This window comes from Deinococcus sp., assembly GCF_018260555.1.
Classification (GTDB): Bacteria; Deinococcota; Deinococci; order Deinococcales; family Deinococcaceae; genus Deinococcus.
This window is the reverse complement of sequence record NZ_JAGLBB010000030.1, coordinates 1-26537: the sequence shown is the minus strand read 5'-3', so window position 1 is coordinate 26537 and position 26537 is coordinate 1. Positions and strand designations below refer to the sequence as shown.

Here is a 26537-nt window from a genome sequence, read left to right as displayed (position 1 = left end):
ATCAGTCCCCTCCCCCGGTCGCGGGGTCTTCAGGCAAGGGGGGCGAGGTCGGTGCAGTCAGGTTCACGCCGTTGGCCTGGCCGTCGTCGAGCATCAAGTCCAGACGCAGGTACAGTCCCTGACGGGTGTAGATGTTCGTCCCGATCCCCTGGAAGCCCACGGGGTTGTATCCCAATGTGACCCAGGTGCCGGGCAGAGCGCGGTAGCTGCCTTCAAGCCCGAGACTCAGGAGGCTCGATCCCGTGGCAGGCTGGATCAGGCCGCGCGCAGCGAGACCCAGGCCGAACTGCTCGGTCACGTAGTACGTGCCGCTCATGGACCCCTGATAGGTGGCGCTGCCCGGCTGATCCAGCAGGCTGCGTCCGGCCAGTCCGGCACGCACGGCGTAGCGGGGCGCGTGGTACTCGGCCGTCGCCTCGGCGATCAGTTCCGGGGTGTTCCCGGCCAGCGCGCCGTCCTTGTAGCGCAGGTACGCCAGACCCTGCCACTGCCCGGCGCGCAGCGCGGCGGACACCGAGTAGTTGCTGCCACTCTCATCACCGGCAAAGACGTGGGTGCCGTCCGCGCTGAGGGTCAGCTGGTCGTTCAGGCTGTACGTGGCGCCGCCCTTGAGGGCCACGCTGAACGCGCCGCCCGTGGTGGCCGCGTCGGCAGCAACGGTGCCGGTCAGGCGGTCGGTCTTGTAGCGCAGGGCCACGCCGGCGTTCCAGCCACCCTCGTTCTGCGCGTCACCGTCGAGGTCCATCACGTAACTGCCGTTCAGGCCCAGGTTCAGGTTGTCGCTGAGTGGCAGGGCGGTGTCCGCGCCGAAGCGGGCGCGGTTGCCCCAGCCGTCTGCGCCGGGCAGGTCGTAGTTCACAGCGATGTTGGTCATGCCCAGACGGGACTGCAGGCCCAGGCTGGCGCGGTGGCCCTTGGCCCAGTCGATGTCGTCGCGGGCGTTCAGGGTCACGTTCGGCGCGACGGGCACGCTGGCCTTGAGGGTCGTGGTGGTGTTCAGGTTGCCGCTGAGGCGCTGGGCATGCTCGGCCGAGACGCTCAGGCCGCCGCTGGCATACGTGCCACTGACGACCGCGCCGAGGCCCTGTTCATCTCCGAAGCCCGCGCGGATACCCGCCCCGAGCGTGAAGGGCGAGAAGGTGTACAGCCCCTTCAGATCGGCGTGTCCGCCGCTGGTCCCCGCCGCACCGGACTTGCCCGGCGTCTGCTGGTACGTGGCGGCGGCGGCCACGGCCACCGTGTCGGTCACGCGGTAGGTAGCGTCGGCGCTCACACCCAGGCCGGGCAGGGTCGCGTTCAGGCCCGCGTACTCCCTGGCCTGGTAGTGCACGCTGGCGTTCACGCCCAGGCGGTCCAGGGTGGCGCTGGCGCTGGCGTTCACCAGCAGTCCGCCCCCGGCGTAGGCGGCCAGCAGGTCGGCGCGGCCCTGATCGGCTTCGTAACGGGCGCGGACGCCCACACTGGTCACGCCGTCCAGGTTCACGGCGGCGGCAGCGGCACTCAGTTCGTCGGTGACGCGGTACTTGACCTGCGCGCCCCAGGCGAGCTTGCGGGCCCCCAGCGGGTCGTTCAGGCGGTAGCTCAGGCGCACGCTCTGCTCGCGTCCCTCACGGTCGATCAGGTCCACAGCGCGCTGGAAGTACACGACGCCCGCCACCGGGTCCAGGGTGTAGTCGGTCAGGCGGGCCAGGGTCCGGACACCCGTTTCGGCGCCGGTGCGGGGGTCCACGGTGACCAGTTCCACGGTCTCGCTGTCGGGTTGCAGGCCGCTGTCGGCCAGGGTCAGGACGCGTGTGCCGTTGGCCGGCAGGGTGCGCCGGATCAGGTCGCCGGGCAGCGCGGCCACGAAGCCCGACACCTGCGGGTTGCTGCGTGTAAAGCCGCTCAGGGCGGTGGGCGTGATACCCAGGTTGAACACGTCCACGGGCACCGGCGCCTGACGGTACTGCACGTTAAAGGCGGGGTGTTCGTAGCGCACGGCGACCGGGTCGATGCCCTGAAGCGGAGTGCTTTCCGTGCTGCTGTCCCCGTAGGTGGAGTACCGCTGCAAGGGGTTGGAGGTGGTGGGCAGTCCCTGGGCGCGGTCGAGCGCGGCCGTGACCTTAGCGGTCGCGTCGCGCTCGGCATTCACGGCGCCGCTGGCCGCGACATACAGTTTGCCGTCCCCGACGGGCGTTTCCAGGTAAGCCTGTCCACGCGCCTCCCCGGCAGCGACGCCGCCACCCTGGAGGACCGCGCCGAGGCTGACCATGCCGATGCCCACACGGGTCTTGCTGGGCAGCGCCTCGAATGAGCGGGTGACGACCCTGTCACCCAGCAGCAGGCGCACGTCAAAGCGGGTAGGGGCCGACAGCGGCTCGAGCTCCAGTACGCCCTCGCCGTCCACCAGTTTCACCTGATAGCTGCCCACGCGCGGTTGCGCGTCGCCCTGAATGGGTTCCAGGGTGGTCTGCACCGTGACACTGCTGCTGGCGGTGGTCAGTCCGGCAGCGTCGGTCAGGCGCAGGCCGATGCGGATGGGTGTCACGCCATCCGCGATCAGTTGCGCGGCTTTCAGGTCGGCGTGGACGGGCGTGCCGGTCAGGAACACCCGGATGGTCTGGTCGCCGAAGGTGATGGTGTTCTCGCCCGTTCGCAGCGGCAGGCCGTAGAACTCCTGGCGCTGGGTGCCGCTGCTGACGTCCACGCTCTTGCGGCCCAGGGTGGCGGGATCCACGGGCACGCCGTTCACGCTGGGCAGCGCGGCGCTGTCGGCGGGGCTCTGCACGGCGACCGTGATCCGGTCGCGTTCGCGGTAGACCGTGCCGTCCAGCGGCAGTTTCAGCGCGCCGGGATTCTCGGGCGTCTTCTCCTGCGTGCTGGTCACGGCGCTCAGGCCGTTCAGGTCGTCCAGGTTACCGTCTCCGACCAGCACGTTCAGCTGCCCGCCAGCGTAGCGGCCGATCAAGGTGGGGCTGGCCAGCGCCGGAAGGGCCCCCTCGTGCGTCACCCGGTAGGTCAGTACGCCACGAGCCGCGCCGGGCGTGGTCCAGTAGTACCGGCCACTCGGTCCGGTCTGCGGGTCCGCGATGGCGCGGCCGCTCAACTGGCTGCTGCCGGGCACGTAGGCGGCCCCGGCCGGCGGCTGGTGCGCCACGATGACCTGATTGGCGTTCTTGGTGCTGGGCACGTCGAAGGGAATGCGGACGGTGCTGTCGCGCGTGACCGACACGACCGGGGTCGGGGCGGGCGGCGGCGGGGTCTGAACGGCCTGTACGCCGGTCACGACCTGCTGGCTGTCACAGTTGCTGCTCAGGGTGGCGTTCAGGGTGCCGCGCGCGCCGCCGTCACCCCTGACACGGGCACGGTAACTGAGGATCTTTTCCTCGCCGGGTTGCAGTTCGCCGCTGAACCTGGTGGGGTCCAGGGCTTCGAGCGTCTCGCCGGGCGCGTCGGTCAGGGTGTACGGAGCGGGCGCGCCGCTGGTGTTTTTCAGGGTCAGGGTAACCGTGACGGTTTCGCCGGCCAGTGTTTCGGGCAGAGGGGCGCGGCGCAGTTCGATCTGTGTGGCGGTGGGCAGCACCCGCACGTTCAGGTTCTGCGCCTGATTCCAGGGGGCCAGCGTGGCGGTGAAGTCGCCGCTGCCAGCCGCGTCCGCCTTCGCCTCGAAGGTCAGGATGCCGGGATTGGCGGCGTCCACGCGGGCCGTGACGCTCGTCTCGCCAGCCGCCGTAAAGCCTGCGGGCAGCTTGACGCGCAGGTTGGCGGGGAGGGTCTGCCGCTCGAAGGCGGTGGTGGCGCGCGCGGTGAAGGTCACCACGTCACCCACGCAGACTTCGGGTTTATCAGCCACGAAGCTCAGGGCCATGCTGGGCTTGACCTGCACGGCCACGTGCGCGGTCTGCTGCTTGACGACCGTGGCGGCCGGTGCGTTCAGGGTCACATCGGCGCCCTTGACGGGCTCGACGGTCACCGGGTACTCCCTGGCGGGCAGGGTGAACGGTCCGGCGCTGCCCTGCACGTTGTACGCCTGCTCGCCCACGGTCACGGTGGCCTGGGTGGGCAGGGTCTCCTCTGGCAGGATCAGTTCGGCCTTGATGTCCAGCTTGCCGGTGGTGTCGGCCGTGACGATCTTGATAGGCCCGGTCGTCAGCTCAAAGCCGACCGAGTTGGAGTACTGGTACGTGTCTTTGGGCTGACGCAGGTACAGGGTGTAGTTGCCGGCTTCCTCGGGCACCTTGATGTCATCCCACTGCAACTGACCGCTGACCTTGACCGGGTAGGCGTTGCCCTGCGCGTCGCGCAGTTCAGCTTCCATCTCGGTTGGGCCGTCGCCGTCGTACATGCGGATGCCCATGGGCCCGCCGGGATTGGCGACGTTCAGGGCGGGCACCCAGTCGTTACTGCGGATGGTGATGTTCAGGTGGTCGGCCTCGACGGCCGCGCTGATCGAGTTGAGGCGGAAGGCGAAGGTGTTCTTGCCGTTGCCTTCGGTGCGGACTTTCAGGGTATAGGTGCCGGCGGGCAGGTCATCGTTCAGGAAGGTCTGCCAGTCCTGGGCGCCCACGCCGAAGTTCTGTTCCCGCACGACCTTGCCATCGGCGTTCACGAGGCTGAATGTCGAGTTGACCGGGGCTTTGGGACGTTCGGTAGAGTAGTTCTCGTCTCCGAAGTAATCGTCGCTGCGGTAGTCCTTCGGGTCGAACTGAGCGCCGTACACGTCGAGCTGCACGCGGGAACTAAGCCCCACGATCAGTCTCAGGTCCTGGTCTCCGACCGTCCACATCAGCTTGTTGCCGACGGAGGTCAGAGGAAGGGACGTGGCGATTTCCTGCGCTGCTGCCGAGCCGAGGAGCGCCGCCGTCAGGGTGGTGATGGCGCGTTTCACTCAGTACCTCCAGCTGGCCGTCGGGTCGGTGACGGCGCCGTTAGGGTCGCCTGCCCAGCGAAAGCGGTAGGTCACCGCGCGTTCTCCACTGGCAAGCGTGTCGTAGGTCAGGATGTTCTGGCCGTCGGTCAGGACCGCGCCCTGCGGCAGCGGATCGGTGAGGGTGACGCTACTCAGGTCCGCGTCTGCCCTCAGGAGCAGTTGCACACGGTACTCGCCTGGCTCGTCCGTCTGGAACAAGCCCTTGCGGATCTGCAGGCTGCGTTCCGGCTGGCCGGGCAGGGTGCTGGACACGCGCAGGGTGGTCTCACGGATCACCGCGATATCACCGGCCTGCGGGGCCAGCGGGAAGTCCACGCTGGTCAGGTTGCGCAGGAACACCAGTCGGCTCCCAGGGCGGCCGGCATCCTGCGGCATGCTGATGGCCTGCGCGGCGACCGAGTTGGGGTCCAGGCGCAGCGCGGCCGTGCCTTCCATCAGGTTACGGAAGTGGTAACGGCCTTCCGCGTCGGTCAGGGCAATCCGACCCCCGGCCAGGATCACGCGGGCGTTCTGGCAGGGAATGTCGGTCCCCCGGTCGTACACGCCGTTGCGGTTCACGTCCAGGAACACGTAGCCGACCAGATCGGCGGTGTTGCGGCCGAAGATCAGCGGATTCACGGTGTTCAGGGCGCTACTGGGCGGCGTCTTGATCTCGCCGTTGTTGCTGATGGCGGTCGCCAGGGCGCTGTTGCGGATCTGGCTACCGGCGGCAGGCGTGACCACGGCGTCGAAGTTGATGACGGCGCTCGCGCCCGGGGCAAGGCCGGGAATGCTCCACACGTACTCGCGGCCCGTCACGGTAGGAATGATCGACGCGCCGTTCAGGGTGCTGCTGCCGTCCACGTACTCCAGCCCGACGGGCAGGTTGTCCGTGACCCTGATTTGCTGAAGGGCCCCGGTGGCCGAGCGGTTGGTGACGGTGAAGGTGTAGGTGATGGTCTGACCGAACGAGACGGTGGCGGGACTGCTGCTCTTCACCAGGGTCAGGTTCGCCTGATCGAACACGCCGTTTTGCACGGGGTTTGAACGGATGGGCTCCGGAACCTCGGTGCTGCCCACCGTGAAGGTGTTCACGGCGCGCGCTCCATCGGGCGTGGCGGCGGGCACCCGGGCCCTGAGGCTTAGCGTCAGGGTCTCGCCCGGCGCGAGGCGCGCAAAGCGCCACACGACGTCCGTGCCTTCAGGTGCGCCGCCCTGGTCGGCCGAAATAAACTCCAGGCTATCGGTGCGAGTGACCTGCCCCTGCGCGTTCCGGATCTGCAGGTTCTTCAGGTTGTCACGCAGGACCAGGTTGGTCAGCGCGAAGCTCTGCGGGTTCTTGAAGGTCAGGGTGTACGTGATGACCTGACCAGGCTCAACCAAGCCCTCGTCAGCGTCGCCGGTCTTGACCGGGTTAAGCAGGTTGGGAGCGACGTTGATCACGCAGTCGATGGTCAGGTTGTCGGCGGCTCCACGGCTGCTCGTGGCGGTCAGCGCGGCGCGCACGGCCTCGTTGGCGGTACTGATGTTGGCCTTTGTGGGCACGTAGCAGGCGTTGAAATCGCGGGTGGCCTGCGGCGCGAGGTCAGGCACGATGAACGGTTCCGTGATGGGCGTGCCGTTCAGTTCGGTGAATCGCAGCGTGGCCTGCCCGGTCACGATCCGTCCGGTGATCGTGATGCTGTCGGGGCGATCACCGAGGTTCTGCACCGTATGAGGGAAGCAGATTTCCTGCCCCAGCAGGGCGTTCTGACGGACCTGCTTGTCGTCACTGCTCAGTTCCCCGCCGGGCAACGCCTGGGGGTTACTGATCGGGCCGAGGGCGATGCTGGGCGTGTAGCGCACCGTGATGTCCGCCGGGGCGTCCACGCTGATGTCGCTGCTGCGCAGCTGTCCCACGTTGCGGCGCGTGCCGACATCGGTGGCAGGCGCGCCGAGGCGGAAGGTCAGGGTCAGCGTGCCACCGGCCGGGAGGCTCTCGGTGCGGGCGCGAATGGCGCTGACCGGCGATGTTTCGCCCGCCGACCAGGCGTTGCCGTCGGCGCTGTACTCGATGACGCCGTCGCCGCTCAGGCTGGCGCTGGCGCTGCGGAACACGAAGTCGCGCATGTCCGGGGTGTTCAGGAAGTCCGTGACCGTCACGGGGCGCGAGGCTCCCTGGCCCGTGTTCCGGGCGGTCAGGGTGACCAGGGTGTCCTCGCCGGGGCGGACCACGGCGGGCGTGAAGGTCTTGGTCAGGGTCAGTGCCGGAGGCTCGCCGACGCTCACGCGGGCCACGTTGTCGTCGTCGGTCTCGCCGGGGCGGCCGCTGGTGTTGGTGGCGCAGGCGGCCACGAGATTCAGGTACGCGGCCCCACGGCTGGCGGCGGCCGTCGTGACCTTCACCAGCACGCTGCGGGTCTGGTCGGCGGCCAGGGTGAGGGACGTGACGGCCTGCTCGCCTGGATCGATTATGCCGTTGCCGTTGAGGTCCTCGTGAATGCTGAGATCGCCAGGCACGAACTGCGAAGCGGCGTCGGTCAGGACGCTCAGGTTCGCGGTATTCACGGCGTTACCGGTATTCGAGACGGTGTAGCGCAGCGTGGCGCCCTCACCAGGCAGCAGGCTGTAGCTCTGACCGGGCGCGGCCACGCTGCCGTTCGGCAGGACGCTCAGGGCGCACATGGCCGTCACGGTGGTCGTCACGGGCGGCGTAGGAATGGATGTGGGCGGGCCGCCCTCCGGCGTGAATTCCAGTACGGCAGCGTTCTGGATCACGGTCCCGGCTGGCGTGCCCGCCGCGTACGCGGGGCTGACCAGACTCAGGGCCAGTCCCATCAGCAGTTGAAGCACAAGGGGTTTTTGCACGTTGCGTTGCCTCCCGAAGTCGGTGGGGGTAGAAAAATCGGTTTCTCTTGTTATGAGAGGATGAGGGGGAGTGGGATGAAAAAGTGAAACTCCCCTGTTGGGGGAAAGGCGCGCCCTGCCTCCACAGCGGGAGGTGGGGCGCGCTGCGGTCCTTACTTCACCGTGACGGTGAAGATGCCGGTGATGGCCTGGCCGGGGGTCAGGATGTCGCCGGTATCGATGGTGCCGTTGCCGTTGGTATCCACGCCTGCGTAGACGCTCACGCCGTCTGCCTGGGGCGCGGCGATAGGCGTGGCGCTCCAGCTGGTGCCGTTGGTCGAGTACAGGATGGGGCCAGTGGCGGTGCTCGTGGCCGTGAAGCTCACGTAGGTGGTGTTGGTGGGGAGCGTGTCCTTGATGAAGGCCTTGGTCACGTTGGCGTTGCTGGTGTTCTTACCGACGATGGTGTAGGTCAGGGTATCGCCGGGTTTGGCATCGGCCTTGTCGACCGTCTTGCTGGGTGCGTTGACCGGGGTCGTACCGACCGTGATGGTGTCGTTGGGGTCCGTGACCGTCACGCCGGTCGTAGGGGACTTGGCGGTCTGGTTAAGCGTGATGGTCTGCGCGGCGGCGGCGCAGGGCACGGCAACCACGGCGATCAGTTTCAGCTCGGTGCCGGGGGCGATTGCGCCGGTGTCGGGGGTGCCGTTGGCATTCGTGTCGGTCAGCGCGGGCTCACCGGCGTCCAGCGCCTTGTTTCCGTTGGTGTCCACGTAGTACTTCACGGGGACATTCACGGTGGTGCCGTCGGTCAGCTTGATGGGCGCGGTGCCGCTCACGTCGAAGGTGTCGGGCGCGCTCCCCAGGTTGGCGATCTCCATGGCGACCGTGGACTGGATGGCCGGGGAGGTCGTGGTGCAGGTGGCAGGCGGAATGATGGGGGTGCCGGGGTTGCCGGGCGCGCCAGCCTCGGGCGTGCCGACCGGGGTGGGGTCACCGCCGGGGGTGTTGGCCGTGGGGTTACCGAAGGACAGGCTGGGCAGGTTCACGATGTCCTTGGTGTCGTCTTTCTTGGTGGGGTCGTTGCTGCTGGTCGTGGTGACCGTGACGGTCGGCTGGGTGGCGGGATTCGTGGGAGCGCTGCCGGCGGGGAAGGTCACGCGGACGAGCACATCGGCGGTCTGGCCGGGGGCCAGGCTGCCCACGTCGGGCACGCCGTCGCCGTCGGTGTCGGTCAGGGGGGTGCCGTCGGGCTTGAGCAGCTGAACGGTGGTGCCGGTCGGGAAGCCGCTCTGACCGGTGGTGATGTCGAACACGTCGGGGCGGTTGCCGGTGTTCTGCACCGTGTTCGTGAAGGTGACGGCCGTGGTGGTCGTCGTGGCCTGCGCGGTCTGGGTGTCAGCGGCGCTGGGCGTGATGGTCACCGGAGTGGCGTCGGTGCTGGGGTAGGGCGCGGTGGTGGGGGTGCCGTTGCCGTCCGGGTCGTTCTTCGGGCCGATGACGGTGGCGTCCTTGCGGTCCACGGTCGTGACGTTGGAGTTGTTGGCGTCCTGCGGGACGGCCGGATCGTTGTTGAAGCCCGGGTTGTCCTGGCGGTTGCCGGTGGGGTCACCGCCGAACTTGTCGGCGCTGGTGGCCGTGGTGGGAATGGTGTACACCTGGAAGAACTTGACGGCCTGATCCTGGTTGACGCCGGTAATCGTCGTGATGGGCGTGGAGGCCGCGATTTCGGCGGCGCTGAGGGTGCCGTCGTTGTTGGTGTCGGCGGTGACCGGGAAGAAACGGATGTTCTCGGGAGCCTTGACAGCCGACGTGGGGTCTGGGGTGTTCGTGAGCGTGTAGCTTTCGTTGGGCACGTTGCCGGTGTTGGTCAGGGTGTACGGGAACACCACGGTGTCGCCGGGTCTGGCGGTGGCGGTCTGGCCGGGGGCCGTGTAGTCGGGGGTGGTGCGGTCGGCACTGCCGTCGTTCTTCACGATGGTGAAGCTCGGCACCGGAAGCACGGTCGTGTTGACCGGGTTGGAAGGCACCGTGGTGGGGGGCGTGCCGGGGGTGGCACCTTCGGGCGTGAAGACAATGTTGGCCGTGTTGGTGATGATGGTGCCGGCGGCGGTACCAGCGGCAGAGGCGGAGCCGACGGCGAGCGCGGCGATCAGGGCGGCAAACTTCCAGGAATTCTTCATGTGTTCTCCTCCGAGCCGGGGGGCGTTCGGTGTGTTCGTCCTGCTGGGTGGGCGGCTGGCGTGCAACCGCTTGTTACTTGACTTTCACGCGGAAGGCGAACTTCAGCGTTTCGTCCGGGTTGATGTCGGTGACAATCCAGCGCACGTTGGTGTATTCGGTCGTGGGGACCGGAACCTTACGGGTCACGGACTGTCCGTTCTCGGTGACGGTCACGGTGCGGGTGGGAGCGGCGCTGAAGGTTTTGCCCCCGTCAGGGCTGTACTGCGCTTTCCACCGGTTGGCGTTGGCGGTGCTCAGCTGGGCGAACTCGGTGCCCTTGGGGACGGGCACATTGACCAGGAGTTGCGTCAGCTTCCGGCCGGAGACATTGACGAGTGTGAGCTGTTCGCGCAGCACGTCACCAGGAAGAACCGTCTTGGGATTCTCGATGACGGTCTCAGTGCCCTTGCCGTCCGTGACGGCGCTCTTGATCAGGTCCTGCTGAAGCGTGAAAGTCACGTTCTGCTGGGAGGTGCCGGTCTGTGCGCTGGCGGTGGTGATCAGGAGGAAGGGAAGGAGCGGGCGCTTCAAGACGTTGTACCTCCGGAGCAAAAAAGAGACCGACAGTCAGGGGAATGGTTTCCCTTGTTCTGTCGGTCGCGCCACTGGCTCCACACCTGGCAAGGCGCCCGTATGGGCCAGGTGATTCATAGCTCCGGAACAGCTGATTGGTCAGAGCGGAGCACCGCTGGGGTGCCGTATCTGATGAACATCTGGGAGTCTTGCAGTGAAATTCGGTCCTAGGACTTACTCAGCCTTCACTGCGAAATCACTCACCTTCTGCCCACGCCTATCATCGGCTGCTGACCCGCTGTTGTCAAACCCCCAGACGGCCAGAATGCACTTTCGCAGCGGGTGTACCGCTGCCCCCATCAAAGGCGTCTATCTCCTCGATGAAGCGGTCGAACAGGTAGCGGCTGTCGTGCGGGCCGGGGCTGGCTTCCGGGTGGTACTGCACCGAAAACACCGGGTAGCGCGCGTGCGCCATGCCTTCGAGCGTGCCGTCATTGAGGTTCACATGCGTCGGGACAAACGCTCCGTTCGGGATGGACTCGATATCGACCGCGTACCCGTGGTTCTGGGAGGTGATCTCGACCTGGCCCGTTAACAGGTTCTTCACGGGCTGGTTACCACCCCGGTGACCGAATTTCATCTTGAAGGTCCGGCCACCCGCCGCCAGCCCCAGAATCTGGTGGCCCAGGCAGATCCCGAAGGTGGGCAGCAGGCCCATCAGTTCCCAGGCGGTCTTGTGGGCGTACTCCAGCGGCGCGGGGTCGCCAGGGCCGTTGCTGAGGAACAGGCCGTGCGGTTGGAGCGCCATGATCTGCGCCGGCGTGGTGTGCGCGGGCACCACGATCGGTTCAATGCCCACCTCGGCCAGCCGCTCGATGATCGTGTGCTTGATCCCGAAATCCATCAGGACCACGCGCTTGCCGTGCCGGAGCGTCGGGAAGGCGTAGGGCAGCGCGGTCGTGACCTCACGGGTCATGTCGTGCCCGTCGATGTCCTGGTGCCCCAGCGCGCGGCTGACGTACACCTGCTCCTCGGCGGGCGTGAACTCGCCGTACGGATCTTCCGGGTGCGTGTAACTGCGGTGCGCGATCACGCCCTTGACCACGCCGCCCGTGCGCAGGCGGCGTACCAGCGCGCGCGTGTCGATGCCCTGGATGCTCACGACCCCGTACTGCTGCATGAACGACTCCAGGGACTGCTGCGCACGGTAATTCGAGTACTCGGCGCTGAATTCGCGGGAGATGAATCCCCGCACGTACGGCTTGTTGCTTTCCATGTCGTAGATCGCCACGCCGTAATTCCCGACGTGCGGGTACGTGATGGTCACAATCTGCCCGTTGTACGAGGGATCGGTCATGATCTCCTGGTACCCGGTCATGGAGGTGTTGAACACGACTTCGCCGACCGTTTCGCCGCGGTGCCCGAAAGCGTACCCGCGGTACACCGTGCCGTCTTCCAGGGCCAGAATGGCCCGTTCTTTCCTGATCATGTTCGTTCCTCCCCATTCGCGCCTCTCCGGACGCGTTTCATGGCCCGGCGCACGTGACCTTACGGCCGTCTTACCAGCGGTACTTCACGTTCGCCTTGCCGATGATGACATTCCCCGTCACCGTGCGCTGTGAGCTCATGCCGTCATAGCGGTTAAGCAACCCAGCCACGGCGTGCATCACCGGGCCGAGCGTCTCGTTCTGTGCCGTATCCTGCATCTCGGGCGGAACGCTGCCCAGCAGGTCGTCGCCGCTCAGGTCCGCTGGGTTCGGCTGGTACGCCCAGCCGCCGCTGCCGGTCAGGCTCAGGCCCGCCGCCTGGAAGGCCGGGTCCTGCGCGAGCGGCGCGCCCTTGCCCGCCAGCGCGGCCTGGAGGGCTTCCTCACTGAAGGCGGTCATCAGGTAGTCGCCCTCAAAGGCGTACACCATCTTCAGACCGGCCAGCATCCGGTCGATCTGGTCGAAGGAACCGGCGGCTGTCACGGCGGCCCCGCCGTCCTCCTCCATGCCGGCCATGTCACCCTTCATCAGCTCTCCCAGCGTGCCCTTCAGGGTGCCGCGCAGGCCAGCCAGGGCCTCGTTCACGCTCCGGGCGTACTCGGGCAGGTGCGCCCCGGCGGCCGCGCGGTCACGCACGCTCTGGTACGTGACGGTGGTCGCCAGGGTCGCCAGTGGGTCGGACTGGTTCAGACTCGCGCGTGCGCCGCCGGCCAGCGTGACCTGCGCGCACTCGCTGCCCAGGTACTGCCCGGAGCGTTCCAGGTGGCTGGCCAGCTGGCTGTCCGTCAGGAATCCGAACGGCTCAAGCAGGTCCAGGCGGGTCAGCCAGCGGGCCGCGTAGGCGTTCGATTCGGGCGCGCAGGCGGTCGCCTGCACCGATTCGGCGTCGGCCGGGATGAGGTCCTGCACACCGAAATCGGTGGTGTGGGTCAGCAGGCGCGCCAGCGGGCGGTCCTTGCCCGCCGCGTTCACGACCTGCGCCGAGACCGTGTTCAGGCCCGTGTCGGTGGTGCTCAGGCCTCCGGCCACCTGTCCCAGGGTGTCCAGGGCGTTCACAACCGGCGACAGCAGGCGCGGCAGCATGAACTGCGCGAGCTGCCCGCGGATCACTTTCGCGGTGGCCGAGAAGTTCAGGTACGCGCCTAGCTGCACCCGCCCGGCCGCCCGGGTCGCCTGCGCGTACGGCGCGGAGGCCGCCAGGGTGGGCGCGGCCTTCCCGCTCAGGCGGCCCAGGTATGACATCAGCAGCGCCTTGTCGCTCGAGAGGTACACCAGTCCCTTCGCCTGCCCAGCGAACAGGTTCCCGGAACGCACGAAGGGGTACGCGCCGACCCGGGCGCCCTTCTTCCTGGGAATGAACGACGAGAACATCTCGGAGGACAGGTCACCTGTGCGCGCCACCGCCAGCAACGCCGGGGTGAAGATGCCCCCGCGACCCTGCACCGTGAACACGCCCGCCACGCCCTCGCGGCCCACCGAGTCGGCCAGGACGCCGCTGAATCCGTGCAGCATCTCGCCGGACGCCTCTAGATCCCCGCTCAGGTCGGGGACACTGTCCAGCACACCGCCGAATAGGCCAGTCAGACGGTCCAGGGTGGGCACCGCGCCGTTCGTTTCGAGGGTCAGGAGCGCCCCGGCCGGCAGGTGCGAGGTCAGCGGAGCCGACGTTCCCTGCGCGGAAGCAGTGGCCGCGAGGGCGAAGGTAAGCGCAGCGGCAGCGTGCATGGATTTCATGGGCCTCATGGTAGAGGGGAGCGGCGCGGGCCGCATCCGCAGTTCAGCGGACCAGCCGATTTCAGCGGGAGCACCGGGTCCCCCGGGCAGCCCGGTCACCGGAGCTCCCGGTACATGGCGATCTCGTTGCAGTTCTCGAAGAACGCGCAGCGCTGGCACTCACTCCAGACTTTCGGGTGCAGGTTCGTCTTGTCGATGCGGGTAAAGCCGCACTTCTCGAAGAAACCCTGCTGGTACGTCCAGGCGAACAGGGCCGGCAGGTCAATCTGGCGGGCCTCGTGTTCGCAGGCGGCCACGAGCTCACGCCCCAGCCCGCGCCCCTGCATGTTCGGGTGAATGGCCAGCCCACGCACCTCCGCGAGATCCGGGGCCAGCATGTGCAGGCCGCACACGCCGGCCAGCCCGCCCGGCCGCTCCCCGTGCGGTTCGGCCAGCACCAGGTGAAAGTCCCGGATGGTCTCGGCCAGGAGCGCGCGCGACCGGACCAGCATCAGCCCGCGCGCCGCCCAGTACCCGATCAGCTCGTGAATGGCGTCGATATCCGACAGGCGCGCCTTGCGGGTGACGAGCGGCGCGTCCGGGTGAAGGTCCGGCACGGCGATGGAATCCAGGGCCAACGTCACGCGGGTCCCCCCTGAGAAGACGGCCGGGTGTGGAAGGTGGGGTGCGGGCCGTTTCCTACCGCCCACCGCCCAGAACCGGGCCGCTTCAGCTCAGGGCGCGCATCCAGGTGGTCTCGCCGGGCCGACTGCCCTGCGCGCGGTACGCCTGAATCTGCGGGGCGTCCGGCACGTCCCCCATCACCACGGCCAGCGGCACCTGCTGAAAGCCGAAGGTGCCCCAGTCGCCGCCCTTGCTGAACATGTAGATCGCGCGGTCCCCGCGTCCCTGCGCGTACTCCACGGCGCTCATGACCAGCCGCCGGCCCAGCCCACTGCCACGCGCTTCGGGCATCACGGCTGCCCCGCGCAGCAGCGAGGCTCCCTGGCCGTGCTCCAGGCCAATCGCGCCGACCGGTTGCCCGCCGCGTTCCAGTACCCAGTAGGTCGTGCCGTCCGCCAGCGTGGCGTCGGTATCCAGGCCGGAATCGTGAAACACGCGGGTAACGGTATCCCGGTCGGCACTGCTCGCCAGGCGAATCTGAACGCTGGAATCGGTCATGTGATGTTCCTCCGCAGTCGGAATGAGGCAAAGAAACCGGAGCCCCTGCGGGAGCCGGTCGAGACGGGTTGTGCGTGCCGTCAGCATAGCGCATGGCCGCCTGGAAGCACTGCCAGTTCCCGTTCACCCCTGCGCCGCCTCACCCGCCGCGCCCGGCTGGGGGTCCCGCAGCTTCTGCGGCTGCACGTCCAGCCGCCACGCCTGCTCGCCACCAATCCAGCCGCTACACAGCCCGCTGACCACCTGCGGCGCGTCCGGCAGCGCCCCGGCGATCTCGTCGGCCGTGACCGGCACGAACCCGAAGCGCCGCCAGTAATCCCCGGCTTCCTCGCTGAACAGGTACACGCTGCGGTCCCCGCGCAGCGTCGCGTGCGTCAGCGCCGACCGCACCAGCGCGCGTCCCAGGCCCTGACTGCGGGCCTCAGGCAGCACCGCCGTCGAACGGATCAGGCTGACGCCCGGCCCGTGCTCCAGGCCGATGCAGCCTCCGGGCACGCCATCCAGGTCCGCAATCCAGTACGTCCCGGCATTCAGCGTGACGCTGGACGTGTGCAGCCCGCAGCGGGTCAGCAGGTCCAGGAGAATGGGCAGGTCCGACGGGGTGGCCTGACGGAGTTTCACGTGCATGTCGGACAGGGTCATGGGGAACTCCTTGAGGGGAAAGGCAGACGGAACGGAAGGAACCGCGAAGTGCGTCACGGGCGCTCCAGCCCCTGACGGGCGTTCCGGATGGCCTCGCGGACGCGGTCCGGGGCGGTCCCGCCGAAACTGGCGCGGCCCCGGACACTCTCGGTGACGGTCAGGGCCTGCGCGACCCCGGCGTTCAGCAGCGGATGAGCGGCGCGCAGTTCCTCGTCGCTCAGGTCCCACAGCTGCCGCCCGCTGCGGCTGGCAAGGCCGACCAGTCCACCCACGACCTCGTGCGCCTCGCGGAACGGGACGCCCTGACGGGCCAGGAAGTCCGCCACGTCGGTCGCGGTGGAGTAGCCACGGGCAGCGGCCGCCCCTGTCACGTCGGCGTGCCAGACGGTCCTGGGCATCATCTCGGCGTACAGGCGCAGCACGATACTGAGGGTGTCGTACGAGTCGAACACGCCCTCCTTGTCCTCCTGAAGGTCCTTGTTGTACGCCAGCGGCGTGCCCTTCACGACCGTCAGCAGACCCATCAGGTTCCCGAACACCCGGCCCGCCTTGCCGCGCGCCAGTTCGGACACGTCCGGGTTTTTCTTCTGCGGCATGATGCTGCTGCCCGTCGTGTGGCTGTCCGGCAGCGTGATGAAGCCGAACTCGAAGGTGGAGTACAGGATCAGTTCCTCACTGAGGCGCGACAGGTGCGCCGACAGGATCGCGCAGGCCGACAGGAACTCCAGCGCGAAATCCCGGCTGCCCACGCCGTCCAGGCTGTTCGCCGTGGGCCGCGCGAAGCCCAGCGCCGCCGCCGTCGCGTGCCGGTCGATGGGCCAGGGCGTCCCCGCCAGCGCCGACGAGCCCAGCGGCGACTCATCCATCCGCTCGGCCGCGTCCCGGAAGCGGCCCTCGTCGCGCTCCAGCATCGCCACGTACGCCATGAACCAGTGAGACAGCAGGATCGGCTGCGCCACCTGCAGGTGCGTGTACCCCGGCAGGATCACCTCATCCGACAGGTACTTCTCGGCTTCCGCCAGCATCACCACGCGCAGCGCCCGGGTCTTATCGGCCAGATCCAGCGCCGCTTCCTTCGTGAACAGACGGAAATCCACCGCCACCTGATCGTTCCGCGAGCGGGCCGTGTGCAGCTTGCCCGCCACCGGCCCGATCCGGTCACGCAGGGCCGCCTCGACGTTCATATGCACGTCCTCACGGTCCAGCCGCCACTCGAAGTTCCCCGCGCGAATATCGGCCAGCACGGCGTTCAGGCCCTCACCTATCTGGGCGACCTCCTCGGCACTGAGAATGCCGACCTGCCCCAGCATTGCCACGTGCGCCAGCGAGCCGCGAATATCCTGCTCGGCCAGGCGCTGATCGAAGCCCACCGACGCATTGAAGAGTTCCACCAGACCGTCCGTGGCCTGCGCAAAGCGGCCACCCCAGAGTTTCTTATCCTGCGTATTCGTCATTGGCTTGCGTCCTCGGGAGGGCAGTGAAGGAACCCCTCACCCCCGGCCCCACTCCCCCGGAGAGAGGAGAAAAGATTGGTTTGACCAGCACCACCGGCGGCGGACTACTGGGGTTCGCGTGGGCGTACAGGTCGTCTGACACGACGTAGCCGAGTTTCTCGTAGAAGGGCAGTACATCCAGGTTGAACTGAGAAACGGCCAGCAGCACGCGCCCGTACCCGCCGGCGCGGGCCACGTGCTCGACCTGCCAGACCAGGGCGCGGCCCAGGCCGGTGCCGCGCGCGGTGGGGTGGGTGGCGAGCTTGTTCAGGGTCAGGGTGTGCGGGCCGCCCGTGGTGGAAAGATCAGGGCGGTAGCCGACGCAACCCAACACCTCGCCTGCGCCCACGGCCAGGAACCCGCCCGCGCCGGGGCTGAACAGAGAGCGTTCCAGGTCGTCGGGCGTGGTCCGCGCCCAGCTGGAGCGGGAGTCCATTCCGGCGGCCATCATGACCGCGTGAAAGCCCGCGAGGTCGTCGCGGTTCACGGGGCGCAGGGCGGCGCCCGTCACGGGTTCACCGGCGGGAGCAGCAGCTTCATTTCCCGCTGCGGCACGAAGCCCAGCGCCTCGTACGTGGGCCGCCCGGCGTCCGATGCGGTCAGGGTGACGATGTCCACGCCCCGCGCCCGGCATTCGGCCAGCGCGGCCTGCATCAGCGTGCGGGCCAGTCGCCGCCCCCGGTGCTCCGGGCGCACATACACGTTCAGCACGTACGCGCGCACGGAGCTGTCCGTGTCGGCGTTCGGGGGCAAGTCGGTCCAGAGGATGCCCACCCCGGCGATCACCTCTCCCCCACTCTCGACCAGCAAACCCGTGTACGCGCCGCAGGCCAGCATGCGCGCGTGCCACGCGGCGCCCGCCTCATACACACGCTTCAGCCCCGCCGCGTCACTGCCCATATCGGTGAACATGGCCGTGCGCTGGGACTGAATCAGGGCCGCGTCAGCGGGCGTAGCGAGGCGCAGGGTGAATCCGGCGGGCAGCGTCACGATTGACCCTTCCACTGGTCGAGGAGACGTTCACCTGCGGATTTGCAGCTGTTCTGCTCAATGAATGCCGGAACGTCCCGGAGACGCGTCGGATAAGGCCCCCAGGTGTATGCGTACCTGAATCCGGCGTTCACCAGACGGCGTGCGACTTCCCATCCCTCTACATCGCTCTGAACGGGCGCCCTGAAGTTCTTGCCCAGGTGAGTCAGGGGCTGACCACACTGTGGACACTTGAATTCTGCGGCGCCGGAGTCGAAGCCGCCCCCAGAACGCATCGGTTTACCCAGCGCGTCACGAACCACAGTCGAACTGGTCGGTTTGGCAAACTGTTTCCGGCAGTCGAAGCAGACGTAGTGACTGCTGCGGCCCTTCGTACCCAGGAGGATCCGACGTTTGAACGGTGCTTGTGGTGTCACGGCGTTCCTCCCTCGCGGTGCAGAGATGGTCGTGCACCCCTAAGGGTCAGACCTGGGCGGTTTCCTTGGCTTCGGCTTTGGCCTGCACGCGGGCCTGGACGCGCATGCGCAAGGCGTTGAGTTTGATGAACGCGCCGGCGTCGTGCTGGTTGTAGTCGCCGCCCGCCTCGAAGCTCACGAGGTCCTTGTCGTACAGGCTGTGGGGGGCCTTGCGGCCCACGGTGACGCAGTTGCCCTTGAACAGTTTCAGGCGGGCGGTTCCGGTGACGCTGCTGGCGACGTGATCGAAGTACACCTGGAGCGCCTCGCGTTCCGGGGCGAACCAGAAGCCGTTGTACACCAGTTCCGCGTACTTGGGTCCCAGCTGGTCGCGCTGGTGCAGGACCTCGCGGTCCAGGGTGAGACTCTCGACGGCGCGGCGGGCGTGGTACAGGACCGTGCCGCCGGGCGTTTCGTACACGCCGCGTGATTTCATGCCCACAAAGCGGTTTTCCACCAGATCCAGGCGGCCCACGCCGTGTTTGCCGCCCAGTTCGTTCGCCCGGGCCAGCAGCGCAGCGGGGCTCAGTTGCTCGCCGTTGATGGCGACGGGATCACCGTTCAGGAACTCGATTTCCACGTACTCGGGCTCGCTGGGCGCGTCGGCGGGGTCCACCGTGAGCTTGAACATGTGGGCGGGCGGCTCGGCCCACGGGTCCTCCAGAATGCCGCCCTCGTAACTGATGTGCAGCAGGTTCGCGTCGGTGCTCCAGGGGTCCTTCTTGGTGGTGGGCACCGGAATGCCGTGCTCACGGGCGAAGGTTTCGAGGTCCGCGCGGCCCTGGAATTCCCAGTCGCGCCACGGGGCGACCGTGACGATATCGGGGTTCAGGGCGTAGGCGGTCATCTCGAACCGCACCTGATCGTTGCCCTTACCGGTCGCGCCGTGCGACACGGCCACCGCGCCTTCCTTCCCGGCGATCTCGACCATCTTCTTGGCGATCAGCGGGCGGGCAATGCTGGTGCCCAGCAGGTAGTACCCCTCGTACAGCGCCGACGAGCGGAACATGGGGAACACGTAGTCCCGCACGAACTCCTCGCGCAGGTCCAGCGCGTAGGCGGCGACGGCGCCGGTGTTCAGGGCCTTGACGCGGGCTTCCTCGACCTCGTCACCCTGACCCAGGTCGGCGGTGAAGCAGACCACGTCGTAGTTCTTTTCCGTCTGGAGCCACTTGAGGATGATGCTGGTGTCCAGGCCGCCGCTGTATGCAAGCACGATCTTTTCCTTGGTCATGGTCTGATTCTCCCCTGTTCGTGTGAAGTGTTGGTCTGGAGCGGTTGGTCTGAAGTGAGCAGCACAAGGCCCTCCGGGCGTGAGCACGCCGCCTGTGGCCCCGGGTGGGGTCAGGCGGTCGGTCAGCGTCGGAGGGTTAGAGTCTGCATGTAAATGTATGGTTATGCGCTAAAATCGCATAGCTATGCAGCGAGAGTAGCAGTCTGCCACCCGCAGGGTCAAGCCGGGTGTCCAGTTCGCTCGTACAGGCAGTGATAAAGGGCCGCACACGGCGGCCCCGGAAAAATGCGCGCAGATCAGCGCAGGTTGTACGCAACGCCGATGCGCGGCTTGATGAACGCGCCCGTCAGCGAGGTGCTGACGCTTGCCGTGCCGTTGCCGACACTGCCACGCAGGAAGGAAGGACCACCGGCGAACTCTGCGAAGGCGCTAAAGCCGGGAGCTACCGCGAAGCGCGCACCGACGAGCAGCGTGGGGTTGATGGCCGTGGCACGGACAGTCACGCCCTGCGAGGTCTCGGAAACCGTGTTCAGGCCGAGGCCGCCGCCCAGGTACACGTCGGTCATATCACTGGTCATGACGGAGCGCAGGTAGGTGAACTCGCCGCCAAAGCCCAGCTTCTTAGTCTCGTACAGGTTGGGCAGCAGTTCCAGTTCGGCACGCACGGCGGACGCGCTACCGATATCGTAGGTGTAGCTCAGGCCGATCGCGGCCGAGCCATCCACATCGGTATTCTTGCCATCGACGCGGTAGAAGCCTTTCAGGTAGGCGCCGCTCAGGCCAAGGCTGTCGGCGGCGGCGGTAGAAACGGTGCTCAGGGCAAGGAGGATCATGAGGGATTTCTTCATATCCCGAAGAGAGTAACGGCGCGGTCTCATGAGCGCAAGCGAAGATGACCAGCCCCCGTTCCCCCGAGACGAAGAGAGGCGAATGCCCGCTGCGGGGGTCATTCGCCTCTGTGTTCGTTGGTGGGTTCGTCGGGGGGTTCGTTGGGGGTTCAGGACGGGCGTGGCTGCCCGCGCGGATGGATCAGGGCAGGCGGTAGTTCAGGCCGATGCGCGCGCCACCGCCGACAGCCACCCTGCTGGCGTTCGTGCCGCCCACGCTGATGCTGGGGCCCACGTTGCCTTCCACGAAGATGCTCAGGGGGTCCGTGACGTTGTAGCGCAGGCCCAGCGTGCCGTGCGGGTAGAGGCTCACGCCGCCGCCGTTGCCCAGGGCCACCCCGGCGCCCAGACCCAGGCCGTAGTAGGGGGTCAGGCCGCCCAGCGCGGCGCCGGTGCCCGTGAAGTCACCCAGGTAGTCCACGCTGCCGCCCACGGCAAGGTAGTTGAAGTTGAAGTTCGTGGCGTCCAGGTTCAGGCTGTAGCGCATGGCGCTGGAGCCGGTCAGGTCCGTCTGGTAGTGCAGGGTCGCGCCGGAACCGACCGAGCCGCCCACGTAGTTGGCTGCGGAGGCAGAGGAAACGGCAGTGATCGCCAGGAGGCCGAGGAGGGTCTTCTTCATGCCCCGAGCATAGTCAGGACCGGGGGCGCGGCGTAAGGCGGGGTTCTTTACAAAAACGCGCGGTGACCTTCATGGGGGATTTACGTTCCGGCGCGTACCGTGCGTCAGGACTGCGAGCGCACGTAGCGTTCCAGGCGCTCCAGCGCCAGGTGAATGTCCTCGGTGGACTTGCAGAACGCCACGCGCAGCAGGCCCTGTGGAGCGGTGTGCCGGACGTAGAAGGCCTCGCCGGGAATGACGGCCACGCCCGCCTGCTCGACCAGGGACCCGGCCGTCCAGTGGGTGTGCCGCGCGGTCAGGAAGTACGTGCCGCGCGGCTCGAACACGCTGGCCCCCAGGTCGCGCAGGCCCCCGGACAGCAGCGCCAGGCGCTCGGCGTACCCGGCGCGCAGGGTGTCATAGAAGCCGTCCTGCCGGGCGATGGGCAGCGCGGCCGCCACCGCCGCCTGAAGGGGCGCGGGCGAGCAGAAGGACGTGAGCTGCCGCATGCCGCTCAGGCCCGCGCCGAGGCCGGGGGGCGCGGCGATCCAGCCGACGCGCCAGCCGGTCGCTTCCAGGCGCTTGCCGGCGCTGCCGACCGTGAAGGTCCGTTCCGGCGCGAGGGTCCGCACGCTGACGGGCCGCTCCCCGAAGTACAGTTCGTCGTACACCTCGTCACTGATGATCCACAGGTCGTGCTGGCGGGCCAGGGCCACGATGTCCGCCAGTTCGTCCGGCGTGAACACCGTCCCGGTGGGGTTAAAGGGACTGTTCAGCAGCAGCGCCCGCGTGCGCGGCGTGACCGCTGCTCCCAGCGCGCCGGGGTCAAAGGACCAGCCGGTCACCGGGTCCAGACGCATGGGGACGGTCACGGGCGTCGCGCCGGCCAGCCGCGCCTGCGGGATATACACGTCGAACACCGGTTCGAGCATCAGGACCTCGTCGCCCGGCCCGTACAGGGACAACGCCAGGACATCCAGCGCCTCGGTCGCGCCGCACGTGACGGTGATGTCTGCGCCGTCCACGCCCAGGTCCGCGCCCAGCGTTGTCGCCATCGGCCCGCAGAACGCGTTCGTGCTGCGCCAGGGGCTCGCGCGGCGCTGGGCGCTGCTGGCGGCGCTGGCCTGCGCGGCGTTCGACACGGTCCTGATCACGCTGGGCGTGCTGGGCGTGGGCGGCCTGCTGGCCCGCCACCCGACGCTGGTGACGGCGGGCACGCTGCTGGGCGCGGCGTTCCTGACGTGGTACGGCCTGCGGTCCCTGCGCGCCGCCCTGAAGGCCGATCACGCGGGCCTGCACGCCGCGCCGGGCGGTGCAGTGGACGGGACAGTCACCGCGCCCGCCCGCGTGATCGGCACGGCGGCGGCCTTCAGTCTGCTGAACCCGCACGCGCTGCTGGACACGGTCGTGCTGATCGGCGGGGCCAGCGCGGGCCTGAGCGGCAGCGGACGCACGGCGTTCCTGCTGGGCACGGTCCTGGCGTCCTGGGCTTGGTTTTTCACGCTGGCCGTGGCGGGCCGCGCCCTGGCTCCGGTCATGGCCCGCCCGCGTGCGTGGCGGGTACTGGACCTGCTGATCGGCGCGACGCTCCTGCTGACAGCGGCGGGGCTGCTGCGCGGACTGTAATCCCCTGCGGCCCTGCATAAGTTTGCAGACGCCCTTACGCCGCCGGGCGTCCGGGCGTGTTAGGCTCATTCTCTGGAATGCCTAAGCGTACTGATCTCCAGACCATCCTGATTCTCGGAAGCGGCCCCATTCAGATCGGGCAGGCCGCCGAGTTCGACTACTCGGGCACGCAGGCGCTCAAAGCGCTGAAGAACGAGGGGTACCGGGTGGTGCTGATCAACAGCAACCCCGCGACCATCATGACCGACCCGGACCTCGCGGACGCCACCTACCTGGAACCGCTGACGCCGGAATTCGTGCGCCGCGTGATCGAGAAGGAACGCCCGGACGCACTGCTGCCCACCCTGGGCGGCCAGACCGCCCTGAACCTCGCCATGGACCTGAACGCCGACGGAACGCTGGAGCAGTTCGGCGTGGAACTGATCGGCGCGAACGCCGCCGCCATCCGCAAAGGCGAGGACCGCGAGGAATTCCAGGCGGCCATGAAGAAGATCGGCGTGGCGACCGCCAAGGGCCAGATGGTCCACTCGATGGAAGAAGCCGTCGAGTACCAAAAACAGATCGGGCTGCCCATCGTGATCCGCCCCTCGTTCACGCTGGGCGGCACGGGCGGCGGGATCGCGCACACGTACGAGGAGTTCCTGACGATCACGGAAGGCGGCCTGCGCGACTCCCCCGTGACGAGCGTGCTGCTGGAAGAATCGATCCTGGGCTGGAAGGAATACGAGCTGGAAGTCATGCGCGACACGGCCGACACGGTCGTGATCATCACCAGCATCGAGAACTTCGACCCGATGGGCGTCCACACCGGCGACAGTATTACGGTGGCGCCCGCGCAGACCCTGAGTGACGTGGAGTACCAGCGCCTGCGCGACCAGTCCCTGGCGATCATCCGCGAGATCGGCGTGGACACCGGCGGCAGCAACATCCAGTTCGCCGTGAACCCCGCAGACGGCCGCGTGATCGTGATCGAGATGAACCCCCGCGTGAGCCGCTCCTCGGCGCTGGCGAGCAAGGCGACGGGCTTCCCGATCGCCAAGATCGCCGCGCTGCTGGCCGTCGGGTACCACCTGGACGAACTGAAGAACGACATCACCCGCATCACGCCCGCCTCCTTCGAGCCGAGCATCGATTACGTGGTCACGAAAATCCCGCGCTTCGCATTCGAGAAGTTCCCCGGCAGCAGTGACGCGCTGGGCACGCAGATGCGCTCTGTGGGCGAGGTCATGGCGATTGGCCGCACCTTCAAGGAAAGCCTCCAGAAGGCCATGCGTTCGGTGGAATCCGACGTGCGCGGCGCGTTCGCCGCCATGAGCGTGGACGAACTGCGCGGCCTGCTGTACGGCAACCCCCGCCGCCTGGAAGCCGTCCTGGAACTGCTGCGCCGGGGCGAGAGCACGGAAGACCTGTTCAGCGCCACCAGGATCGACCCGTGGTTCCTGGGGCAGCTCAAGGAAATCATCGACGCGGAAAGCGAACTGCTGGAACTCGGCCCTGTCCGCACCTGGAAGTACGAGATCTGGCGCGAGGTCAAACGCCTGGGCTTCAGTGACGCCCGCATCGGCGAGATCGTCGGCCTGAGCGAACTGGACGTGCGCGCCATCCGCAAGGAAGCCCGCGCCGTGCCCGTGTACAAGACCGTGGACACCTGCGCCGCCGAGTTCGAGGCGCACACCCCGTACCACTACTCCACCTACGAGTGGGAGGACGAGGTCACGCCCACCGACAAACCCAAGGTCGTGATCCTGGGCAGTGGCCCCAACCGCATCGGGCAGGGCGTGGAATTCGACTACGCCACCGTGCACGCCGTGTGGGCGTTACAGGACGCCGGGTACGAGACCATCATGGTCAACAGCAACCCGGAAACGGTCAGCACCGACTACGACACCGCCGACCGCCTGTACTTCGAGCCGCTGACGTTCGAGGACGTCATGAACATCGTCGAACACGAGAAACCCGTCGGCGTGATCGTGCAGCTCGGCGGGCAGACGCCGCTGAAACTCGCCCGCCGCCTCGCCGAAGCCGGAGCGCCCATCATCGGGACGAGCGTGGACGCCATCGACGAAGCCGAGGACCGCGCCTCCTTCAACGCGCTGTGCGAACGCCTGGGCCTGCCGCAACCCAAAGGCCTGGTCGCGCAGACCCCGGATCAGGCCGCCGCGCTGGCCGAAGAACTCGGCTTCCCACTCATGGCCCGCCCCAGTTACGTGCTGGGGGGCCGCGCCATGCGCACGGTGCGCTCCATGGACGAACTCACCACCTACCTGAGCGAGGTGTACGCCGCCGTCGAAGGACAACCCAGCATCCTCCTCGACCAGTTCCTGGAAGGCGCGCTGGAACTCGACGTGGACACCCTCTGCGACGGCCCCGCCTCCGAAGGTGGGCGCGCCGTCGTCATGGGCATCATGGAACACATCGAGGCCGCTGGCATCCACTCCGGCGACAGCGCCTGCATCCTCCCGCCCGTCAACCTGAGCCCGGAGCTGCTGGCCCGCGTGAAAGCCGACACCGAACGCCTCGCCCTGGCGCTGGGCGTGCGCGGCCTGATGAACGTCCAGTGGGCCGTCAAGGACAACGTCGCGTACATCCTCGAAGCGAACCCACGCGCCAGCCGCACCGTCCCGTTCGTGAGCAAGGCCGTGAACCACCCCCTCGCCAAAAGTGCCGCCCGCATCGCCGTCGGGCACACCCTCGACCAGATCGGCCTGCATGAGACCCCCGTTCCCGCCATGTACTCCGTGAAGGAAGTGCACCTGCCGTTCCTGAAATTCGCGGGCGTGATCCCCACCCTCGGCCCCGAAATGAAAAGCACCGGCGAGAGCATGGGCATCGACAGCGACCCCTACCGCGCGTTCTACCGCGCGCAGATCGGCGCGAAAAGCAACGTCCCCACCACCGGCACCGCCCTGCTGCTCGGCGACGGCCTGGACGACGTGGCCACCAGCCTGCAAAGCAGCGGCCTGACCGTCATCCGCACGCAGGACGGCGACCAGTTGCCCAACCTGCTGATCGACGTGACCGGCAGCCGCCTGCTGCGCACCGCACTGGAACGCGGCGTGCCCATCGTCAGCACCAAAGAGGCCGCCGAATGGACCGCTAAAGCCATCGCCGCCGCGAAGGACGACGCGCTGGGCGTGAAGAGCCTCCAGGAATGGGTGAACGGCTGACATGAGCCTCACCGCCGACCTCCACTGCGAAATCAGGGAGGTCGGCGGACACTGGTGGCCTGTCGCCACCTTCCAGCTCGGATCAGCCCACCGCTTCAGGCTGGCACTTCAGGGGGCAGGCCTCGCAGACCGGGGTCTGCCCCCCGACGTTTCCGACGTCCTGCGCGACCGGTACGACGAACAGGTGACCGCCCACGCGCGAGAGATCGGCGGGGCGACGTTCATCACCACACAGGAACTCCCGCTGCTGCTGAACGCCGCGCTATGGCTGACTGCCGAGGAACGCGAGCGCATCCCCCCGCACGCCTACGAGGAGTACGCGGAAACGGACTTCATCCGCGCATGGCACGCCCTCGCGCAAACCCACGAGACGAATGAACGAGCGGCGCGACTCGTGGTGTGGTTTGGCATCTGACGCCCGCTTCTGCTGGGGCGCGGGGTGGTGACGGGGGGCGGACTGGAGGGGGAATCCAGGGCCGCCCCTCTCCCCCATCAACGCGAAATGGCCGGGGATCGCATTTCCAGATTGTTTAGCTGTAACTGCTCAGCAGGGTGACTTCCGGGAGTCGATTGGGTAAGGTGGACCATCAGCGAGACTCCCTGCCCAAACTGC

Annotated in this window: 19 protein-coding genes and 1 riboswitch; of the genes, 3 read left to right on the top strand and 16 right to left on the bottom strand. The window is 67.7% G+C overall.

Going from position 1 to position 26537, the window contains the following annotated elements; all coding sequences use genetic code 11:
- Position 1: 1 nt before the first annotated feature.
- The 16 genes from QZ271_RS07565 to QZ271_RS07490 form a co-directional block, all read right to left on the bottom strand.
- Positions 2-4867, bottom strand: coding sequence for a hypothetical protein (locus QZ271_RS07565; protein WP_291430118.1), 4866 nt, complete (start codon positions 4865-4867; stop codon positions 2-4).
- A complete protein-coding gene (locus QZ271_RS07560) occupies positions 4868-7735 on the bottom strand; it encodes a DUF11 domain-containing protein (protein ID WP_291430117.1) in 2868 nt (955 codons plus the stop codon).
- Positions 7736-7887: 152 nt separating this feature from the next.
- Positions 7888-9897, bottom strand: a complete 2010-nt coding sequence (locus QZ271_RS07555) for a DUF11 domain-containing protein (protein WP_291430116.1) — start codon at positions 9895-9897, stop codon at positions 7888-7890.
- A 73-nt stretch (positions 9898-9970) separates the two neighbouring features.
- Positions 9971-10468 carry a hypothetical protein gene (locus QZ271_RS07550; protein WP_291430115.1) on the bottom strand — a complete coding sequence of 166 codons (498 nt, stop codon included), beginning with the start codon at positions 10466-10468 and terminating at the stop codon, positions 9971-9973.
- A gap of 51 nt (positions 10469-10519) precedes the next feature.
- Positions 10520-10604, bottom strand: a riboswitch (cyclic di-GMP riboswitch).
- A gap of 150 nt (positions 10605-10754) precedes the next feature.
- Positions 10755-11939 carry a glutamine-hydrolyzing carbamoyl-phosphate synthase small subunit gene (gene carA, locus QZ271_RS07545; protein ID WP_291430114.1) on the bottom strand — a complete coding sequence of 395 codons (1185 nt, stop codon included), beginning with the start codon at positions 11937-11939 and terminating at the stop codon, positions 10755-10757.
- Between the two features lie 70 nt (positions 11940-12009).
- On the bottom strand, positions 12010-13671 hold the full coding sequence (locus QZ271_RS07540) for a hypothetical protein (RefSeq protein ID WP_291430113.1): 1662 nt from the start codon (positions 13669-13671) through the stop codon (positions 12010-12012).
- A gap of 95 nt (positions 13672-13766) precedes the next feature.
- Positions 13767-14294, bottom strand: coding sequence for an N-acetyltransferase (locus QZ271_RS07535; RefSeq protein WP_291430112.1), 528 nt, complete (start codon positions 14292-14294; stop codon positions 13767-13769).
- A gap of 85 nt (positions 14295-14379) precedes the next feature.
- The gene (locus QZ271_RS07530; protein ID WP_291430111.1) at positions 14380-14832 is read right to left on the bottom strand and encodes a GNAT family N-acetyltransferase; all 453 of its coding nucleotides are present in this window, start codon (positions 14830-14832) and stop codon (positions 14380-14382) included.
- A 123-nt stretch (positions 14833-14955) separates the two neighbouring features.
- Positions 14956-15474: a GNAT family N-acetyltransferase gene (locus tag QZ271_RS07525; RefSeq protein ID WP_291430110.1), complete on the bottom strand. Its 519-nt coding sequence runs from the start codon at positions 15472-15474 to the stop codon at positions 14956-14958.
- Between the two features lie 53 nt (positions 15475-15527).
- Positions 15528-16928 carry an argininosuccinate lyase gene (argH, locus tag QZ271_RS07520; RefSeq protein WP_291430109.1) on the bottom strand — a complete coding sequence of 467 codons (1401 nt, stop codon included), beginning with the start codon at positions 16926-16928 and terminating at the stop codon, positions 15528-15530.
- A complete protein-coding gene (locus QZ271_RS07515; protein WP_291430108.1) occupies positions 16909-17478 on the bottom strand; it encodes a GNAT family N-acetyltransferase in 570 nt (189 codons plus the stop codon). Before QZ271_RS07515 ends, argH begins: the two co-directional genes overlap by 20 nt.
- Positions 17475-17957, bottom strand: coding sequence for a GNAT family N-acetyltransferase (locus QZ271_RS07510; RefSeq protein WP_291430107.1), 483 nt, complete (start codon positions 17955-17957; stop codon positions 17475-17477). The genes QZ271_RS07515 and QZ271_RS07510 overlap by 4 nt, the downstream gene beginning before the upstream one ends.
- A gap of 462 nt (positions 17958-18419) precedes the next feature.
- A complete protein-coding gene (locus tag QZ271_RS07505; RefSeq protein ID WP_291430106.1) occupies positions 18420-19646 on the bottom strand; it encodes an argininosuccinate synthase in 1227 nt (408 codons plus the stop codon).
- A 296-nt stretch (positions 19647-19942) separates the two neighbouring features.
- Entirely contained in the window at positions 19943-20494 is a 552-nt protein-coding gene (locus QZ271_RS07500) for an outer membrane beta-barrel protein (RefSeq protein WP_291430105.1), read from the bottom strand.
- A 181-nt stretch (positions 20495-20675) separates the two neighbouring features.
- Positions 20676-21152 carry a hypothetical protein gene (locus tag QZ271_RS07495; RefSeq protein WP_291430104.1) on the bottom strand — a complete coding sequence of 159 codons (477 nt, stop codon included), beginning with the start codon at positions 21150-21152 and terminating at the stop codon, positions 20676-20678.
- Between the two features lie 104 nt (positions 21153-21256).
- A complete protein-coding gene (locus QZ271_RS07490; protein WP_291430103.1) occupies positions 21257-22273 on the bottom strand; it encodes a pyridoxal phosphate-dependent aminotransferase in 1017 nt (338 codons plus the stop codon).
- Between QZ271_RS07490 and QZ271_RS07485 the strand changes: the two genes are divergently transcribed.
- The 3 genes from QZ271_RS07485 to QZ271_RS07475 all read left to right on the top strand — a co-directional run bounded on the left by QZ271_RS07485 (position 22206) and on the right by QZ271_RS07475 (position 26339).
- The gene (locus QZ271_RS07485; RefSeq protein ID WP_291430102.1) at positions 22206-22757 is read left to right on the top strand and encodes a LysE family transporter; all 552 of its coding nucleotides are present in this window, start codon (positions 22206-22208) and stop codon (positions 22755-22757) included. The genes QZ271_RS07490 and QZ271_RS07485 overlap by 68 nt on opposite strands.
- Positions 22758-22834: 77 nt before the next feature.
- Complete coding sequence (gene carB, locus QZ271_RS07480) at positions 22835-25924, top strand: carbamoyl-phosphate synthase large subunit (protein ID WP_291430101.1); 3090 nt, start codon at positions 22835-22837, stop codon at positions 25922-25924.
- 1 nt (position 25925) lies between these two features.
- Complete coding sequence (locus QZ271_RS07475) at positions 25926-26339, top strand: hypothetical protein (protein ID WP_291430100.1); 414 nt, start codon at positions 25926-25928, stop codon at positions 26337-26339.
- Positions 26340-26537 lie beyond the last annotated feature (198 nt).